This is a genomic window from Salinivibrio sp. PR919 (assembly GCF_001995355.1).
Taxonomy (GTDB): Bacteria; Pseudomonadota; Gammaproteobacteria; order Enterobacterales; family Vibrionaceae; genus Salinivibrio; species Salinivibrio proteolyticus.
On sequence record NZ_MUFL01000009.1, the window covers coordinates 45,115 to 63,577 of the forward strand.

The 18,463-nt window shown below is 49.1% G+C and carries 16 protein-coding genes and 3 tRNA genes; 5 read left to right on the top strand and 14 right to left on the bottom strand.

The genetic code is table 11. The features are described 5' to 3' along the window. Positions 1–3 precede the first annotated feature (3 nt). The 11 genes from gloA to BZG83_RS03020 all read right to left on the bottom strand — a co-directional run bounded on the left by gloA (position 4) and on the right by BZG83_RS03020 (position 8,322). Entirely contained in the window at positions 4–420 is a 417-nt protein-coding gene (gene gloA / locus BZG83_RS02970) for a lactoylglutathione lyase (protein WP_069590061.1), read from the bottom strand. Positions 421–464: 44 nt separating this feature from the next. Beyond that, a complete protein-coding gene (nth, locus tag BZG83_RS02975) occupies positions 465–1,106 on the bottom strand; it encodes an endonuclease III (protein ID WP_069590063.1) in 642 nt (213 codons plus the stop codon). 12 nt (positions 1,107–1,118) lie between these two features. Continuing rightward, entirely contained in the window at positions 1,119–1,817 is a 699-nt protein-coding gene (locus tag BZG83_RS02980) for an electron transport complex subunit E (RefSeq protein ID WP_443216366.1), read from the bottom strand. Further along, positions 1,817–2,452: an electron transport complex subunit RsxG gene (gene rsxG, locus BZG83_RS02985; RefSeq protein ID WP_077479312.1), complete on the bottom strand. Its 636-nt coding sequence runs from the start codon at positions 2,450–2,452 to the stop codon at positions 1,817–1,819. The genes BZG83_RS02980 and rsxG overlap by 1 nt, the downstream gene beginning before the upstream one ends. After that, on the bottom strand, positions 2,449–3,528 hold the full coding sequence (gene rsxD, locus BZG83_RS02990) for an electron transport complex subunit RsxD (protein WP_077479313.1): 1,080 nt from the start codon (positions 3,526–3,528) through the stop codon (positions 2,449–2,451). The genes rsxG and rsxD overlap by 4 nt, the downstream gene beginning before the upstream one ends. 5 nt (positions 3,529–3,533) lie before the next feature. Next, positions 3,534–6,071 carry an electron transport complex subunit RsxC gene (rsxC, locus tag BZG83_RS02995; RefSeq protein WP_077479314.1) on the bottom strand — a complete coding sequence of 846 codons (2,538 nt, stop codon included), beginning with the start codon at positions 6,069–6,071 and terminating at the stop codon, positions 3,534–3,536. Then, entirely contained in the window at positions 6,071–6,646 is a 576-nt protein-coding gene (rsxB, locus tag BZG83_RS03000; protein ID WP_077479315.1) for an electron transport complex subunit RsxB, read from the bottom strand. The genes rsxC and rsxB overlap by 1 nt, the downstream gene beginning before the upstream one ends. After that, a complete protein-coding gene (gene rsxA, locus BZG83_RS03005) occupies positions 6,643–7,227 on the bottom strand; it encodes an electron transport complex subunit RsxA (protein ID WP_069590073.1) in 585 nt (194 codons plus the stop codon). Before rsxA ends, rsxB begins: the two co-directional genes overlap by 4 nt. A 593-nt stretch (positions 7,228–7,820) precedes the next feature. After that, positions 7,821–7,896 (bottom strand) — tRNA-Asn (locus tag BZG83_RS03010). Between the two features lie 133 nt (positions 7,897–8,029). Beyond that, positions 8,030–8,105 (bottom strand) — tRNA-Asn (locus BZG83_RS03015). A 141-nt stretch (positions 8,106–8,246) separates the two neighbouring features. Beyond that, positions 8,247–8,322 (bottom strand) — tRNA-Asn (locus BZG83_RS03020). Positions 8,323–8,974: 652 nt separating this feature from the next. Here BZG83_RS03020 and uvrB point away from each other — a divergent pair. From uvrB to BZG83_RS03035, 3 genes are all read left to right on the top strand, one after another. Then, complete coding sequence (uvrB, locus tag BZG83_RS03025; RefSeq protein WP_077455456.1) at positions 8,975–11,002, top strand: excinuclease ABC subunit UvrB; 2,028 nt, start codon at positions 8,975–8,977, stop codon at positions 11,000–11,002. Between the two features lie 305 nt (positions 11,003–11,307). Further along, entirely contained in the window at positions 11,308–12,753 is a 1,446-nt protein-coding gene (luxO, locus tag BZG83_RS03030; protein ID WP_232112025.1) for a quorum-sensing sigma-54 dependent transcriptional regulator LuxO, read from the top strand. A 17-nt stretch (positions 12,754–12,770) separates the two neighbouring features. Beyond that, positions 12,771–13,130 (top strand): Hpt domain-containing protein, encoded by a 360-nt coding sequence (locus BZG83_RS03035; protein WP_069590917.1) that lies wholly within the window; start codon positions 12,771–12,773, stop codon positions 13,128–13,130. On the opposite strand, the gene BZG83_RS03040 is transcribed toward BZG83_RS03035, so the two are convergent. The 3 genes from BZG83_RS03040 to BZG83_RS03050 form a co-directional block, all read right to left on the bottom strand. Continuing rightward, a complete protein-coding gene (locus tag BZG83_RS03040) occupies positions 13,092–13,994 on the bottom strand; it encodes a YvcK family protein (RefSeq protein WP_077479316.1) in 903 nt (300 codons plus the stop codon). The two genes, BZG83_RS03035 and BZG83_RS03040, sit on opposite strands and share 39 nt — an antisense overlap. 241 nt (positions 13,995–14,235) lie before the next feature. After that, positions 14,236–14,808, bottom strand: a complete 573-nt coding sequence (locus BZG83_RS03045) for an LON peptidase substrate-binding domain-containing protein (RefSeq protein WP_077479317.1) — start codon at positions 14,806–14,808, stop codon at positions 14,236–14,238. Between the two features lie 190 nt (positions 14,809–14,998). Continuing rightward, on the bottom strand, positions 14,999–15,403 hold the full coding sequence (locus BZG83_RS03050; protein ID WP_069590921.1) for a MerR family transcriptional regulator: 405 nt from the start codon (positions 15,401–15,403) through the stop codon (positions 14,999–15,001). 586 nt (positions 15,404–15,989) lie between these two features. On the opposite strand from BZG83_RS03050, the gene BZG83_RS16700 reads away from it, so the two are divergent. Together BZG83_RS16700 and BZG83_RS03055 are read left to right on the top strand one after the other, a co-directional pair. Then, positions 15,990–16,154, top strand: coding sequence for a hypothetical protein (locus BZG83_RS16700; protein ID WP_157893162.1), 165 nt, complete (start codon positions 15,990–15,992; stop codon positions 16,152–16,154). A 645-nt stretch (positions 16,155–16,799) separates the two neighbouring features. After that, on the top strand, positions 16,800–18,463 hold a 1,664-nt coding region (locus tag BZG83_RS03055; RefSeq protein ID WP_077479318.1), incomplete at its 3' end, for an ABC transporter substrate-binding protein.

Here is an 18,463-nt window from a genome sequence, read left to right on the forward strand (position 1 = left end):
GAGTTAGCCGTTTAGGCCGGCAGACGCGCTTTTGTTCTGGATCAGCTCGAGCTTGTAACCGTCTGGGTCAGTCACAAAGGCAATTTCAGTACTGCCACCTTTTACTGGACCTGGCTCACGGGTAATGTTTCCACCAGCCTGACGGATTTGCTCACAGGTCGCGTAGATGTCGTCGACACCAATAGCGATATGACCAAATGCGTTGCCATGATCATAGTCGCTCTCGCCCCAGTTATAAGTGAGCTCAATCACCGCCCCTTCAGATTCATCACTGTAGCCGACAAAAGCCAAACTATATTTGTATTGCTCATTTTCATTGGTGCGCAGTAGGCGCATTCCCATCACCTCAGTGTAGAACTTGATGGCACGATCAAGGTCTCCTACACGGATCATGGTATGTAAAATTCTGCCGTTCGACATGACGTTGCTCCTTTTTTCGTTTACCAGTCACTAACCTGTAGCGGTTAGCTTTCGGGGTAGACTTTCTCTTTGTATTCACACAGATCTTCAATGATGCAACTCCCGCAGCGCGGCTTGCGCGCCAGGCAGGTGTAGCGTCCATGCAGAATAAGCCAATGATGAACATCAACTTTGAATTCTTTTGGCACCACCTTGAGCAGCTTTTCTTCTACGTCGTTCACGTTTTTGCCCACGGCAAACTTGGTGCGATTCGAGACGCGGAAAATATGCGTATCGACCGCAATAGTGGGCCAACCAAATGCCGTATTGAGTACCACGTTGGCCGTTTTACGCCCGACACCGGGAAGGGCTTCCAAGGCTTCTCTGTTTTCAGGCACTTCGCCTTGGTGTTTTTCGACCAAGATGCGACAGGTTTTAATCACGTTTTCTGCTTTTGAGTTAAACAGCCCGATGGTCTTGATGTACTGTTTAACGCCTTCAACGCCTAAATCCAGTAACCCCTGTGGTGTATTGGCTACCGGATAGAGCTTTGCCGTGGCTTTATTTACGCTCACGTCTGTTGCTTGTGCTGAGAGTAACACTGCAATAAGCAACTCAAAAGGAGTTGACCAGTTCAACTCCGTTTGAGGGTTAGGGTTATTGTCTCTCAGTCGTTCTAGTATCTCTTGACGCTTTTGTTTGTTCATCGTGCTACTCAGTTACTGATTCCCTGTGATCCGCGCGCGCTCGATAACAGGTTTTTGGTCTTTTTCTGTTTTGCTGGCCAAGTGCTTATCAATAATATTTTTCAGCGCAATGAGAAACCCGACCGCAAGGAAAGCGCCGGGGGGCAAAATGGCGAGCAAAAAGCTGGTGTCAAATTGAAAAATCTCAATCCTGAGCGCAGCGGCCCAGTCCCCGAGCAATAGGTCAGCACCATCAAATAAGGTGCCGTTGCCCAGTATTTCGCGGATGGCGCCAAGAATCACGAGAGCGGCTGTCATTCCTGTCCCCATCCAAAAGCCATCACTGATTGACAGTCCCACCGGGTTTTTAGAGGCAAAGGCCTCTGCACGACCAATAATGATGCAGTTGGTGACGATTAATGGGATAAAAATCCCTAGTGATTGGTAAAGGCCAAAGGCATAGGCATTCATCACCAACTGAACACAAGTTACCAAAGAGGCAATGACCATCACGAAAATCGGGATACGGACCTCTTTGGGTACCCAATCTCGAATCACAGATACAATGAGGTTTGAGCCGACGAGAACCGCGAGGGTCGCCACCCCCAATCCGAGGGCATTGGTGACGGTTGCTGATACTGCTAACAGCGGGCATAGGCCTAAAAGTTGTACGAAGGCTGGGTTGTTACTCCACAAGCCGTTTYTCATCAACTCTTTATGGGCGGTGTTCATCATTGACCTCCACAATTAACGGGCTGATTGATCAGTACATCTTGATTCTGGCTGACAAACCAAGCTGCCTTTTTCACCGCTTTTACCACGGCTCGAGGCGTGATTGTCGCGCCGGTAAATTGGTCGAATTGTCCGCCATCTTTGCGCACGGCCCACCGATTATCGTTCTCTGCCGTCACTTTTTTACCCGCAAAGCTTTGAACCCAGTCTGAAACACGAATATCGACTTTATCACCCAGCCCTGGTGTTTCATTGTGGGCAAGAACACGCACACCCAATACGTTATGGCTGGTGGCATCCATCCCAATGAGCACGCTAATCGCGCCATTGTAACCATCGGGAGCAATGGCTTGAATGGCCACTGCGGTGACTGTGTCATTTTGGGTGGCAACGTAAAAAGGCTGTGCTTCGTCGGTACCTAATGCATCGGTATTTTGAATCAAGCGACAGGTCTTGTGTAAGGCGTTGTCGTGCATCGATTCAGGGATCACTTGGTTCAGGGCCTTCGCCAACTGTCTTTGTTGTTGCTCTTGAATCGTGTCTTCGGTGAGCGCATGTGTAATAGCAACTAACGCGGTGGAGAGCAGTGCCGCTATCGCAAGGATCCCACCGTGTTTGCGAATGGTTTCAATCATGATTGTGACTTCTTCTCTGCACGTTTATGGGTGTGGCCATAGGTACGTGGCTTGGTGTAATAATCAATCAAAGGGACGCACAAGTTGGCGATAATCACGGCGAAAGCCACACCGTCTGGATAACCGCCCCAAGTACGAATTAAGAAAACCAATACCCCAATAATACCGCCGAACCACAAACGCCCTTTATCAGTGGTGGAGGCAGAAACTGGATCCGTGGCGATAAAAAAAGCGCCGAGCATGGTTGCCCCCGACAAGAGGTGAATGAGCGGAGAGGCTAATTGGTCGGGCGCGATCAAATGGCCGATTAAAGCGCATGTCAGCAAGGCGGAGAGCATGGCAACTGGAATATGCCAGTTGATGATGCCACGTTGAATTAGCACCAATCCGCCCACCAAATATAGGGCATTTACCCATGCCCACCCTTCGCCAGCAATGGCACTGAAAATAGGCTGTTGAAGCGCTTCGCTGACCGTTTTACCCCCAGCGAGTGCTGTTTTAATCGTATCGAGAGGCGTGGCCATAGTGACGCCATCAGCGGTCATGCGTAATTGGTTAACGCTAAAGCCGTCTAAGGTGAAACCACTGAAAATTGCAGATAAAGCATCGCCTAAGGTGAGTGGATAGGCGGCGAGACTCTCTGGCGGAAGCCAAGTGGTCATTTGCACAGGAAATGAGATCAAAAGCACCACATAGCCAACCATGGCAGGGTTGAATAGATTCTGTCCCAAGCCGCCATAAATATGCTTCGCTACAATGATTGAAAACAGCGTACCAATCACGATGACCCACCAAGGCGCGAGCGGTGGAATGGCCACAGCGAGCAGAAATGCAGTGAGTAGCGCACTATTATCACGCAAATAAGCAAGCGGGGGGCGTTGACGAAGTCGCATAACGACCGCTTCAGCTGCCCATGCTGTCGAGATGGCAAGTGCCAACTGAATGATGACTCCCCAACCAAAGAAGTACCACTGGGCCGCCAAACCAGGTAGTGCACACAGAAGGACTGTAAGCATGATTTGACTGGTTGAGCGCTTGTTGTGGGCGTGCGGAGAGCTAGCAATAAAAAACGCCACGGCAATTATTCCTTATCTTCACTGGTTTGTTGGGCAGCTTTTCTCGCTTTAGCGCGCGCAACGGCGGCTGCGACAGCTGCTTTCTTGTCATTTTGTGGCTCAGCGGATGGTGTAGACGCTTGATGACTCGCCTCACTATCCGTTGATTCTTGCTGTGCTGCTTTACGCGCTTTGGCACGGGCAACGGCTGCTGCGACTGCAGCTTTTTTATCACCCGCATCAGTGCTGTCTGGTGTCGCGGAAGCGGGTTCCGCAGGCGCATCGGATTGCTCAGCCGCTTTGCGTGCTTTGGCGCGGGCAACGGCCGCTGCGACTGCAGCTTTTTTATCACCCGCATCAGTGCTGCCTGGTGCCGCGGAAGCGGGTTTAGCAGGCGCATCGGATTGCTCAGCCGCTTTGCGTGCTTTGGCGCGGGCAACGGCCGCGGCCACCGCCGCTTTTTTATCTCCTGTATCGGTGCTGTCTGACGTAGCGGAAGCGGGTTTAGCAGGCGCATCGGATTGCTGTGCTGCTTTACGGGCTTTAGCACGGGCGACGGCTGCGGCCACCGCAGCCTTTTTATCACCCGCATCGCTGCTTTCCGGTGCCGCGGAAGTGGGTTCCGAAGGCGCATCGGATTGCTGTGCCGCTTTGCGCGCTTTGGCACGGGCGACGGCCGCTGCGACCGCCGCTTTTTTATCACCCGCATCGCTGCTGTCTGATGTCGCAGAAGCGGGTTTCGCAGGCGCATCGGATTGCTCAGCCGCTTTGCGTGCTTTGGCGCGGGCGATGGCAGCGGCGACTGCATCTTTCTTTTCGCTGTTTTGCTCTGCGTCTACAGGCGTTGCGGCAGCTTTTGCTGCTTTTCGCTCACGAGCCTGCTGCTTGCGTGCCTCTCGCAGCTTCATCATTTCGCTGTTGTCGGGTGTTTCTTGTCCCGCCTTAGCGGCTTCCGCTTGTTTTGCTTTAGCGCGAGCAATGGCTGCTGCAACGGCAGGTTTTACGTCACTGTTTTGCTGGGCGGCTTTTTTCGCTTTAACACGCTCAACAGCAGCTGCGAGCGCATCATTGTTACCTGCATTCTGCTGAGCGGCTTGCTTACGGCGTTCTGCAGCTTGGCGGTGTCGCTCTTCACGCTCTTGCTTTTCGCGCTCCATACGTGCTTTTTTAGCCTCAAAGCGCTGACGTGCGCGCTCGGCGGCCTCTTTCTCTGCTTCTATTTCACGTATTTCAGCTTTTGCTTGGCGATAGTATTGCACCAAGGGGATTTCGCTTGGGCACACGTACGCACAAGCTCCACACTCGATACAGTCAAATAAATCGTAATCTTGGCATTTGTCGTAGTCTTGATCTTTGGCGTACCACTGCAATTGCTGAGGAAGTAAATTAACAGGGCAGGCATCAGCACAGGCGCTACAGCGAATACAGGCCATTTCCTGTTGAGCTGGGGCGATTTCTCGGCGAGTGGGGACCAATATACAGTTAGTGGTTTTGGTCACAGGAACCTCGTCATGAGGTGCCGTAAAGCCCATCATAGGGCCGCCGATAATCACACGGGGTAATTTTTTATCTTGCTTGTAGCCATGCTGGGCAAGCAAAAACGCAATGGGTGTACCTAATAATGCCCAGCGGTTCTGCTGCGTTTGTAACGTTTTCCCTGTAAGGGTGACCACACGTTGAATCAAGGGCTCGCCATCGATCACCGCACGCTTAATCGCGTAGGTCGTTCCGATGTTTTGCATCAGCACACCAATACTGGCGGGAAACGCTTTGGCCGGTACTTCCTTACCCGTGATCAGTTTGATCAGTTGCTTTTCACCACCTGATGGGTACTTGGTGGGCACCACTTGAATTAAGATCTCTTGCTCAGCTTGTGCTGCCGCTGCTTTTAATGCCGCGATGGCCTCGGGTTTATTGTCCTCAATACCAATCACGGCAAGTTTTGGTTTGACAATATGCATGAGGATCTGGGTGCCGGTGATGATTTCGTTGGCACAATCTTGCATCAAACGATCATCTGCCGTGATGTAAGGCTCGCACTCTGCTGCATTGATAATCAGGATCTCGGTGCGGGCGACGCCACTTTGTAATTTGCGTGCAGTCGGGAAGCCTGCACCTCCCATGCCGGCAATACCCATGGCACGAATGTGGTTGATCAGCTGTTCTGGAGCTTGTTCGCGATATTGCCGTAAATGTGGCTTTGGTCCCCAAGTATCTTTGCCATCCGGTGCGATAACCACACATTGATCCGATAAGCCCGATGGGTGCGCGATGGTTCTCTCTTCAATCGCGATCACTTTTCCTGACGTTGGGGCATGGATGGGAACGCATTGCTGCATATCGGCTTCGGTCAGTGGTTGGCCGGCTAAGACCTGATCGCCAACCTTGACCAGAAGTTTACCCTTGCTGCCAATGTGTTGTTTAAGCGGAAGCACCAAGGTTTCTGGCATGGCTACCGGTAGAATGGCACTGTGATTGGACTGTTTTTTGTTTTCAGGAGGATGAATGCCGCCATGGAAGTCCCAAACTTGGCCGTGTTTGATTTGCTCAATAAGGCTTGACATCAAGCTTGTGCTCCCTGTTTATTTGTTACGTCAACCACAGGAATTTGTTCCAGTTTCCACTTCCAAGTCTCCGGTGTGTCTTGTACCGGAATCATTTCAATACAATCCGTGGGGCAAGGGGCTACACACAGGTCACAACCGGTACAGTCTTGCTCGATAACGGTATGCATCGCTTTTGTGCTACCCACGATGGCATCCACTGGACAGGCTTGGATACACTTGGTGCACCCAATACAGTCTTCTTCGTGGATAAAGGCGACTTTTTTGACGCTTTTTTCTTCGTCATGCGCCAGTTCTGTTGCTTCGACCCCCATCAAGTCGGCTAAGTTCTCAATGGTTTGTTGGCCGCCTGGCGGGCACTTATTAATATCGTCGCCGTTTGCAATGGCCTCGGCATAAGGACGGCAGCCCGGATAGCCACATTGGCCGCATTGGGTTTGGGGTAAAATCGCGTCAATTTGATCCACGATTGGGTCGGCATCCACTTTAAAGCGGATCGATGCAAAACCGAGGATGGCACCAAAGATGGCTGCCAGTGCCGCAAGAACCACAACGGCAATAACAATTCCRCTCATGACAACTTCACCAATCCTGTAAAGCCCATAAAGGCGAGAGACATTAACCCGGCCGTGATCATTGCCACGGAGGCGCCACGAAATGGAGCGGGTACGTCAGCGGCCGCAATACGCTCACGCATGGCAGCAAAAAGCACCAGCACCAGCGAGAAACCACAGGCCGCGCCGAACCCATAGATGATGGACTCGATAAAGCTGTGTTGTTGCTTGATATTAAGCAGTGCGACCCCAAGAACGGCACAGTTCGACGTAATTAAAGGCAGGAATACGCCGAGCAAGCGATACAGAGTGGGACTGGTTTTGTGCACCACCATTTCGGTAAATTGCACAACAACCGCGATGACCAAGATAAAACTCAGTGTTCGCAGATAACCCAGCTCAAGTGGGACCAGTATATAGGTTTCAACCAAATATGAGCTCACCGAGGCAAGGGTCAGTACAAACGTCGTTGCGAGACCCATACCTATTGCAGTTTCCAGTTTTTTTGAAACGCCCATAAATGGACACAGGCCCAAAAACTCCACCAGTACGAAGTTGTTGACCAATACCGTGCCCACTAAAAGCAACAAATACTCAGCCATGCTGTTTAATCATTTAATGTTTTTGTGATCTGCCTATTATCGGCCTTTGGCGCGGCTATAACAACCGCTGTAAAGCAGGGTTTTTGTGTTGGCTCGTGTAAGGACTGCGTAACGGACCATCACAACGCTTACTTGAGGGTAGTGGATGGAACAATAAGACGATCAGTTTTGTGGTGGTGCAAAAAAGCGCAGCGGCTTGGAGAGTGATTGAGAAAGTCCTGCGACATAATCTGCGCAGCAGATAGGATAAACACTTACAGACAGTATCGATGTGATAAAGAAGRTGGCTCCCCCTGCGGGAGTCAACGGGGACGCCTAGTCCTGCGACATAATCTGCGTAGCAGATAGATTAAACACTTACAGACAGTATCGATGTGATAAAGAAGATGGCTCCCCCTGCGGGAGTCAACGGGGACGCCTAGTCCTGCGACATAATCTGCGCAGCAGATAGGATAAACACTTACAGACAGTATCGATGTGATAAAGAAGGTGGCTCCCCCTGCGGCAGTCAACGGGGACGCCTAGTCCTGCGACATAATCTGCGCAGCAGATAGGATAAACACTTACAGACAGTCTCAATGTGATAAGTAAGGTGGCTCCCCCTGCGGGACTCGAACCTGCGACATACGGATTAACAGTCCGCCGTTCTACCAACTGAACTAAGGGGGAACAGATTTTTTGATATTGGCTCCCCCAACTGGAGTCATCGGGAACGCCTAGTTGGGTACGCCTAGCCCAGTGACATATTCCGCATTGCGGAACGATTAGCTTGAATAACTAAGTCTGTCATCGGACATAAAATTGGCTCCCCCAACTGGACTCGAACCAGTGACATACGGATTAACAGTCCGCCGTTCTACCAACTGAACTATGGGGGAATTGCTTTTCAAGAATAACGTTCACCATGTGATGAAAAGTGGCTCCCGCTCGGTACTCAACGGGGACGCCTAGTCCTGCGACATATTCTGCGTAGCAGAAGTGGTACAGGTAATGCGCAACGCATAGCTTTTCACAAAAATTGGCTCCCCCTGCGGGACTCGAACCTGCGACATACGGATTAACAGTCCGCCGTTCTACCAACTGAACTAAGGGGGAATTGCCTTGAAAGCGGGGCGAATCTTAGCGAGCAGATTTAGGGGTGTCAACGGGATGCAGTGAAGAATTTTGACCTTTTTGACTGAATGCTGAAAAGGTAAACGCTATATGTTGACAATTCGCACAAAACGGTAAGTTTTGCAGCTTTGGCTTGCATGGTATGTCTTGACTTGTGAGAAGGCAGAGTACGCAAGGCCTCTGTAGAGTTACCCACAAAATCTGTGGATAAGTGTGTGTGCAGATCTTGAGGAAATCATTATAGTGTTGATTTTATGCAATTGATCATAATTAAACTTATATGGTTAACCTATAGAGTACTGAAATTTCGCGATTTTTAATTTTTGAAGAGTGATGAAAACGAAGAGCGGTGCGTGTTTATGCACGGTATGAAAAATAAACGATGAGTGAATAGCGGGGATAGATTATCGAAAACATCGATGATTTTGCCTAGATACTGGCGTTTTGAAAGTGTCTTTAGCGGGGATTTCCTAAAGCGGATAGACAGTCTATCTAGGTCGTTTTTTAAGGTCAACGTTTATGGATAAAAAAGATCGATTTGTCGTTCGCTTTGGTAAAATGGCTCGACAGATTGACTCGACAAAGTGAGTCCGGACAATAGCGTGATTGGCTTGTGGCCCAAAAGGATAGCTTGATGAGTAAAACATTTTCTCTTCGTTCTTCATTCCAACCATCCGGTGATCAACCAGAAGCAATCAATAAATTATGTGAGGGGTTGGAAGCTGGGCTTGCACATCAGACCTTGTTAGGGGTCACGGGGTCGGGAAAAACCTTCACCATGGCGAATGTGATTGCTGAGCTTAACCGTCCGACCATGATCCTTGCCCCTAACAAAACATTAGCGGCGCAACTTTATGGAGAGATGAGAGAGTTTTTCCCTGATAATGCGGTTGAGTATTTTGTTTCCTACTACGACTACTATCAGCCGGAAGCCTATGTGCCCTCTACCGATACTTTTATTGAGAAAGATGCATCCATAAACGATCACGTAGAGCAGATGCGACTCTCTGCCACCAAGGCGCTGATGGAGCGACGCGATGTGGTAATCGTGGCCTCTGTGTCGGCTATTTACGGTTTGGGGGATCCCGATTCTTATTTAAAAATGATGCTGCATATTCGCCGAGGCGACTTGCTCGATCAGCGTACTATCTTAAAGCGGCTCGCCGAGCTTCAGTATACGCGCAACGATCTCGCGTTTGAGCGTGGCACGTTTCGGGTGCGCGGTGAAGTCATTGATATTTTCCCCGCCGAGTCTGATCAAGATGCCATCCGCGTTGAGCTATTTGATGATGAAGTTGAAACCATTAGCGTGTTTGACCCCTTAACTGGCCAAGTCAGTGCTAGAGATATTCCGCGGTGTACGATTTATCCCAAAACGCATTATGTCACACCACGAGAGCGGATTTTGGATGCGGTCGAGAAAATCAAGGTTGAGCTTGCTGAGCGGAAAAAGTATCTGCTCGACAATAACAAACTTCTTGAAGAGCAGCGCATTACTCAGCGGACGCAGTTCGATATCGAAATGATGAACGAGTTGGGTTATTGCTCAGGGATTGAAAACTATTCGCGCTATCTGAGTGGACGCGCTGAAGGTGAGCCGCCTCCGACGCTGTTCGATTATCTGCCTGCGGATGGACTTTTGATTATCGATGAGTCGCACGTGACTGTCTCTCAAATCGGGGCAATGTTTAAAGGCGACCGCTCAAGAAAAGAAACCCTCGTGGATTATGGCTTTAGGTTGCCATCAGCACTTGATAATCGTCCGCTAAAATTTGATGAGTTTGAAGCCCTGGCACCGCAAACGGTCTATGTCTCCGCAACGCCGGGTAATTATGAGCTTGAGAAGTCCGCGGGAGATGTGATTGATCAAGTAGTGCGTCCTACCGGCCTGATTGATCCTGAGATTGAGGTACGGCCTGTCGCGACGCAGGTCGACGATTTGCTTTCCGAGGTTCGAGCACGCCGAGAACGTGACGAGCGGGTGTTAGTGACTACGCTCACCAAACGCATGGCCGAAGATCTGACTGAATATATGCAAGAGCATGGTGTTCGCGTTCGGTATCTTCATTCTGATATTGATACGGTGGAACGTATGGAAATCATTCGTGACTTACGCTTGGGGGAGTTCGACGTATTGGTCGGGATTAACTTGCTTCGTGAGGGACTCGATATGCCAGAAGTCTCACTGGTCGCTATTTTGGATGCCGATAAAGAAGGCTTCTTGCGCTCGGAGCGTTCTTTGATTCAAACCATTGGGCGGGCGGCGCGTAACCTCCATGGTAAAGCGATTTTATATGGCGATAGTATTACAAAGTCGATGAAGCGCGCGATTGATGAAACCGAGCGACGTCGAGCTAAACAAATTGCCTATAATAATGAACATGGCATCACCCCGCAGAAACTGAATAAAAAAGTCATGGACGTGATGGAAATGGCGGCGGGCAAACGCGTGAAGAAAGGTAAGCCAGCCATGAAGTCGCTTCGCGCTGTGGCAGAGCCGGATGCAGATTATACACTGCAATCGCCTCAAGCCATTGATGCTCAGATTAAGAAGCTGGAAGGACAGATGTATGAAGCGGCGCAAAACTTAGAGTTCGAAAGCGCGGCACAATTACGCGATCAAATTCAAGTGCTGCGAGAGCAGTTTATCGCGAATAGCTAAATAAAAAAAAGCCAACCTAAAACGACAGGTTGGCTGTAGTGTTTCAGTGAGCATGTACTCACAAACAACGTCAGTTGGCTAGGTGACCCCAAAAGGGTCATCCTCTATTATGCATTCAGCGTGCCAACTATTATAATGCGGCTTTACATGGACAAACCGTGTGGTTTTAGTGAGTTGTTATCATTAAGCTGCAAATGTGATTGCATAATGCAACGCATTTCGCATACGCTCGTGCGATCATCATGAGCGTGACGCATAACAATTTCATCGATTATGGGATGCGAGACGCCACCCTCGGAGGACAAATGCCAACACTATCAAACAGTAAACGCATACTGATGGTAGAAGACACCGCGTCAGTGGCTGCCCTTTACAAATCTTACCTAAACCCACTTGATGTGGAGGTAGAGATCGTTGGGACGGGTCAGGAAGCGCTGAATTTCTTTGCACAACAGGGTGATCAGCTCGCGCTAATTATACTCGATCTTCGGTTACCGGATATGTCGGGGATCGACGTATTGGCTCATGTCCGTGCGAACGCGCCAAGTTTGCCGGTGATCATTATGACCGCGCATGGGTCTATTGACGCGGCGGTGGATGCGATGCGCAATGGTGCCAACGATTTTCTGATCAAGCCGTGTGAAGCAGATCAACTTAGGGTGACGGTGAATAAATCACTCAAGCCAAAAGTAGCGAGTCAATCGCAGTCTGAACGGCAAGAGGGAGAATATCATGGCTTCATCGGTCGCAGTTTACCCATGCAAGCGGTCTATCGGGTTATAGAATCGGCGGCGCCCAGTAAAGCCACCGTCTTTATTACCGGGGAAAGTGGTACGGGTAAAGAAGTGTGTGCTGAAGCCATCCATGCGGCAAGTACGCGCAGCAATAAACCCATCATTGCCTTGAACTGTGCGGCGATTCCTAAAGACTTGATTGAAAGTGAGCTATTTGGTCACGTGAAAGGCGCGTTTACAGGTGCAGCGGCTGAGCGTGATGGGGCAGCTGAGTTAGCGGATGGCGGCACCTTGTTTTTGGATGAAATTTGCGAAATGGATTTGGATTTGCAATCCAAATTGCTGCGATTTATCCAAACCGGCACATTTCAAAAAGTGGGCTCTTCTAAAGTAAAAAAAGTGGATGTCCGTTTTGTGTGCGCCACAAATCGTGATCCTTGGATAGAGGTTCAGCAAGGAAAGTTTCGTGAAGATTTGTACTACCGACTCCATGTGATCCCTCTCGCGCTTCCACCATTAAGAGACAGAGGCAGTGATGTCCTAGAAATAGCCAATGCCCTGTTGGCGCTGTTTTCTGCCGAGGAAGGAAAAGACTTTTGTCGCTTCAATGAAGCCGTTGTAAAACAATTGCTTGAGTATGATTGGCCCGGAAATGTTCGCCAACTCCAGAACGTAATCCGCAATATAGTGGTGCTGCACAATGGTGAGGAAGTCACTGCCGAAATGCTTCCGCCTCCTTTCGCGCGCGCATCTGGTGTCGAAATTGCATCGTCCCATCCGGACACTCGGTCAGAGGTGGCACTGCAAACGTTGACGGCACGCGAACAGAGTGATGATAACCTGACTGCAATCAGTAAATCGGATATCGAACCGCTGTGGAAAACGGAAAAACGTGCCATTGAAGTTGCGATTGATGCCTGTAATGGCAACATTCCGCAAGCAGCAGGGTTATTGGAAGTTAGCCCCTCGACCATTTATAGAAAATTACAAGCTTGGCAAAAAACTGCGGCGAATTAATGATAGGAAGCGGATGTATGGCCACCACAGTGAACACTGAAACATTACGTCGACTGGCTTTGGAAGTAGGGGAAGATACTGTTACCGTTCTTTTAACGGTATTCAGCGATGAGCTTTCCCAATATCATTCTCAGCTTTCAGGCTCACCGTCTATTGAACAGGTACGAGAAATTAGTCATGCGATTAAAAGCAGCGCCGCCAGTTTTGGCGCAGACGATCTAGCGGAAATGGCCCGTGAGTGCGAATCTCGTGTCCGTCAAGGACAAGATGAATGGATGTCGCATCATTTAGATGAGCTGACCGATATGCTACGCGGCACAGCATCGACATACCGTGACTTAGCTGTTGAGCAGGACTTCATCAATAGCTTGACGTAGTTTGTCTCTGTCATGACGCCAACTGTGATTTGAAGAGGCCAATTGGGCCTCTTTTTGTTGATAACGTTCAGCTAAATTTGCCTCTGCCGTTTCACCCAACACCCAGTCGATTTGTCGTCCGCCCATCGCTCGTTCACACCATGCCAGCATGGTAGCCAAGGGCATCGCGCCTGCAGGTCCCAATTCTTTACCGAGGTTACGAATAAAGACGATTTTGGCCTGGCTATGTTTGAGAGCGCGACTGAGTTCAGGAACCAGTAATGGGGGCATGACGCTGGTCAGAAAGCTTCCTGGTCCGAGCAAAATGACATCCGCCAACTCAATCGCTTCAACGGCCTCGCGAGTCGCCGGCACTGTCGGTGATAAGAATAGTCTTGAGGGAGGTTGCGGGAGCTCATCAATATGGGTTTCCCCAGCCACCGTCTCCCCATCTGCGGTCAGCGCAGCGAGATCAGACGGGTGCTCTGACATAGGGAGAATATGTGTTTTTACATTCAGCAAATCACGGATCAACTGAATGGCTTCGAGCGGACGAACCGATAGGTTATCTAATGCGGTTAGGATCAAGTTCCCGAGGTTGTGACCGTTTAATTCCCCTTTACCTTTAAAACGGTACTCAAAGAGCATGGAGCCGACAGACGGTTCCGTGATGAGTTGATTGAGACAGTTACGCATATCTCCCCATGCTATCCCGCCTTGGCAAGCACGGATGCGGCCCGTCGAACCGCCGTTATCTGTGGTAGTCACTATACCCGTGACACGACTGCCATGCTCGCTTAGCGCCGACAGCACGCGGCCAAGTCCGTGTCCGCCACCAATGGCGACAATGCGGGTTGTTCGATCAGAAAGAGGCGATAAGGTCATGAGTAACCGTTCGATGTGCTATGTACGTAAACGCTGAGTTTACTGAATAAGTGACCGAAAGTGTAAAAGTCAGGGCAGGGTTTTGTGAATTGGCAATAAAAAAGGGTAACTGTGGTGGTTACCCTTGCCTATAAAACCACCAAATTAAGTGAATAGGCCAAATCGCAAGGCAGCACTAAAAAATAGGGGGATAAAGGGGTGACGCTCGACACGTCACCGCTTTTGCGTTTGTTTGGCCGCGTTAATGCGGATCTTGCATCATGCTAAGAAGGTAATCCCGCGTGGTGCCACAAGAGTTGTTGGCCATCAGCTGCTGTTTCTCTGTAGTAGGAAGTGGCAGCAATTCTAGCCAACGCTGACACAGCCAGCTCAGGTTAGAAAACTCGGTTTGGCGGTGCATTTTTTGCAACTCTGGATACCGTTCAAACATCGACTGTAATCGCTCGACAAGGGGTTGGCTTTGGTCGTCTACTTGACAATCCGGCCAGCGAGGCAGTGCGCTCACAGAAGCAAACAGCATCTCGCTCTGTTGTTGGTTAAAAGTTTGGATCGAAAAACGTGCAGTGCCGCGGGCGGYGACAACTAAGCATCCATCTTCCTGGCTGGTGGTGAAGTCTTCGATATCGACAAAGGTGCCAATATTGGTGTGTTGCCATTGGCTGTTGCTGTCCGCCATACACACGCCCAACGGTAACCCATGCTTCATGGCGAATACGAGCGTATTCAGCGCATTACCCGCAGGGATACGAAGCGGAATTCTACCTCCAGGTAGAATGTGGCGGTCGTTAAACAAAATCGGTGTAGATTGAGCCATAATGCACCCCCTGACGAGCAAATAAATCGGTCTAGTAATCTAGATACTGCAAAAGGGGTGCCTACTTTTCTAAATGCCCATGTATCCTAGTAAGGACAAGGGAAGCCGGTGTTTTTAAGACAAGTAGAATCGGTTTAGTCGCATTTTGCGACGCAAATGTATGAGCTTTTGTACTATTCTGCAATGACGCTTATGAAGACGGTTGGCGACTCCACTTGCTGAGTTGACGATAACACTGAGTTTCGGCGCGATTGAGCTCGTCCATGATGGCTTGGATGTCTTCTTGTTGTTGCTGCAAGCGACGTTGACGTTGCTGAATGGCCTGAATCATTTGTTGGAGTGCGCGTGGTGTGTTTTTTTCCGCGTCGTACAGTTCAAAAAGCTCTCTCATTTCTGCCAAAGAAAAGCCGAGGCGTTTTCCCCTCACAATAAGAGACAGGCGTAAATAGTCTTGATATCGATATAAGCGCTGCTGACCTTTACGCTCAGGCGCGATTAATCCTTCAGCTTCATAATAGCGAATGGCTCGATGTGACAGGCCAAAGAGTGTTGCCAGTTCAGAAATTTTGTAGCGATGGTTGACCGAGGTTGCCATGGCATCAATGTCCCTATTGTTGCACGTTGCTGCATAGTAACCGAGCTCAGCGACATCGCAAGGTATGGCGTCGGTATTTTTGGATAAAAAAATAGCCTCCGAGGGAGGCTATTAATTATTTACTTTCACTCGCAACTGTTAGCTGTCGCGTTGTGGTTTTTTACCCTTATTTGGGTTGTAACCATGACGAACGCGCGCGCACAGTGGGCGAGAGGTTGAACCTTGTGGTCTCATTGTCAGTTGTAGCTCTTTGTCGGAAGTGAAAACTGTGATGGTGTCGGGAACAACTCACCATCACGTGTATGATGGGCTAGATGTAATCGAATAACAATCTTATTTGCTCAAAAAAGCAACGATATTGGTATTTGGTCTAAACAGAGACTTATTATCATTTAATGTTATTAAAACAATCCGGTAAGCGGTCGATAACGCGCGGTGGAGTATCCATTGACAGTGTTTTGCTTTTCCTGTGACAAAGGTGTAGCTTAAATGTTGCACAAGCGGTTTGTACTCAAACGCCTTTTAGGGCGCCAATCGCCTTAGTTTGAGTGTCTGTGCCGAATGGCTACTTGTTCAGGAGGACACAATGAAGCACAAGCGCTATAGCAATAAGAAAATCAAAGAAATGATCCACGACGCAGTACCACAAATGGAAAAAGCCCGGGAAGAAGGGCGTTCTTTATACGATCAGGATAGAGACTCGGCTCAGGAGGACCATCCCGCTTTCGAAACCGATGAAGCCAAAAAATAGGATTTGATATCTTTGACCTAGCCAGCGAAATTCGCTGGCTTTTTTATATCTAGGCTGAGGTGAAGACTCACTGCTCCTAACTAACATGTTGATGAATATGTTATTTATTTGGTCGCTCCTATCAGCGCTGAGAGCGGTTGTTTTGTGACCGTGGTACCTCTCTGACATTATGGTAAAGCGTTAGGGTTGAGTTTTATTGACAAATAGCGTTTAGTGGCATCATTTACATATGAGTAACATTTTCGGGTTTGAGCTGAGTGTGATCATCTGCAGATAAATAGTGTCACAGCGGTTTGTCTGTTTTCCGAGCGGAATGATAGTCACAAATGATTAGCCAGTACGCAGAAACAGTATAAATGGAAATTTATTCGGTTTTTTAATTCTTTCTGTGAATAAAGTGCTACTTATTACAGCTCATACCAGATTATTGTTCTCATTTGTCGTTTATATCTAGTTAAATATGAGTTTTTATTGCCGTTTTATGGCAAAATACTTCAGTGTTGTGGCAAAACACAGCGCTGATTGGTAATGTTTTGCCATTAATCCGCACAGGTCGGTGAGCAATACGTGTTTAGGCACGAAGGACGCTTTATCCCCTGTGTTGATTGTCACGGATGCATATAGCGATTGTTATGGAGTTACACGATGAAGCTAAACACGATCACCCGAACCCTCTTTATGGGCGCTGGCCTATCTCTGGCTCTTACAGGATGTAGTGAACCAGAGCAAAAACAAACCTCCCAAACGAGCCCTGAAACGAAAACCGAAGCGCCTGCTGGTGAGCCAAAACTTGCTGAAGTGCAAGAGTTGGTCCGTGGTAATGGTGCTGAAGTCGCTTCACTTGACCCGCACAAGACCCAAGGTGTGCCTGAATCTCACGTCATTCGTGATTTGCTGGAAGGCTTGGTTAACCAAGACGCCGACGGCAATGTGATCCCTGGGGTTGCAGAGCGCTGGGAAAACGAAGACAACAAAGTGTTCACCTTTTACTTGCGTAAGGATGCTAAGTGGTCAAATGGCGATCCTGTCACCGCACACGACTTTGAATACAGCTTTAAACGTGTTGTCGATCCGAACACCGCGTCGCCATACTCGTGGTATGTCGCTTATACCCATATGCTCAATGCCAAAGACATTGTTGATGGCACCAAAGACAAAGACACTTTGGGTGTGAAAGCGCTCGACGATCACACACTGCAAGTCACCTTAGATACCGCGGTGCCTTACTTGGTGAAAATGATGGGTCATACCACCATGAAGCCTGTGAACCAAAAAGTCGTTGAGAAGTATGGCGATCAGTGGACAAAGCCTGAGCACTTTGTGGGCAATGGCGCTTATGTCGTTGATAACTGGGTAATCAATGAGCGCATTGATCTCAAGCGTAACGAACAGTATTGGGATAATGAAAACACGACGTTAGATAAAGTAACTTTCTTACCCATTGAAAACCAAGTCTCAGAAATGAATCGCTTCTTGGCCGGTGAGATTGATATGACGTATGAAATCCCCAACGAGCATTTCCGTCGTCTTAAACAGGAGCACCCTGAAGATCTTTCGATCGTCGGTAACCTGTGTAGCTACTATTACCTGTTCAACACCAAGCGCGAACCCTTTGATGACGTTCGAGTGCGTAAAGCCTTGTCTTACGCCATTGACCGTAATGTCGTGACTGACGCGCTACTGGGTCAAGGCCAAAAGCCTGCTTACTTCCTCACGCCGGAAATTACTGCAGGTTTCTCACCAGAGTTACCGGCTTATGCGAAAATGACTCAAGAAGAGCGTGATGCAGAAGCAAAACGTCTTCTCAAGGAAGCGGGTTTTGACGAAAGCAATCCACTTGATTTCTCATTACTCTACAACACCAGTGAGAACCACAAAAAACTGGCCGTTGCGATTGGTCAAATGTGGAAAGACAAGCTGGGTGTGAATGTAGAGCTCAACAACCAAGAGTGGAAAACCTACCTGAGCACCAAGGATGAAGGTGACTTTGATGTGGCACGCGCAGGTTGGTGTGGTGACTATAACGAAGCCTCTACCTTCTTAACATTGATGCGCAGCACCAATACATCAGGCGGTGTGCATTACGACAGCAAAGCCTACGATGCCATCATGCAAAAAGCGATGGAAACCACGGATGATGCTGAGCGTGAGCAACTGTACCTAGACGCAGAAGCGCAAATGGCGAAAGACATGCCTATCGCGCCTATCTATCAGTATGTTAAAGCGCGTCTCCTTAGCCCGAAAGTGGGCGGGTTCCCTGCGAATAACGCTGAAGAGAAGATCTACTCTAAAGATCTTTACATTAAAGC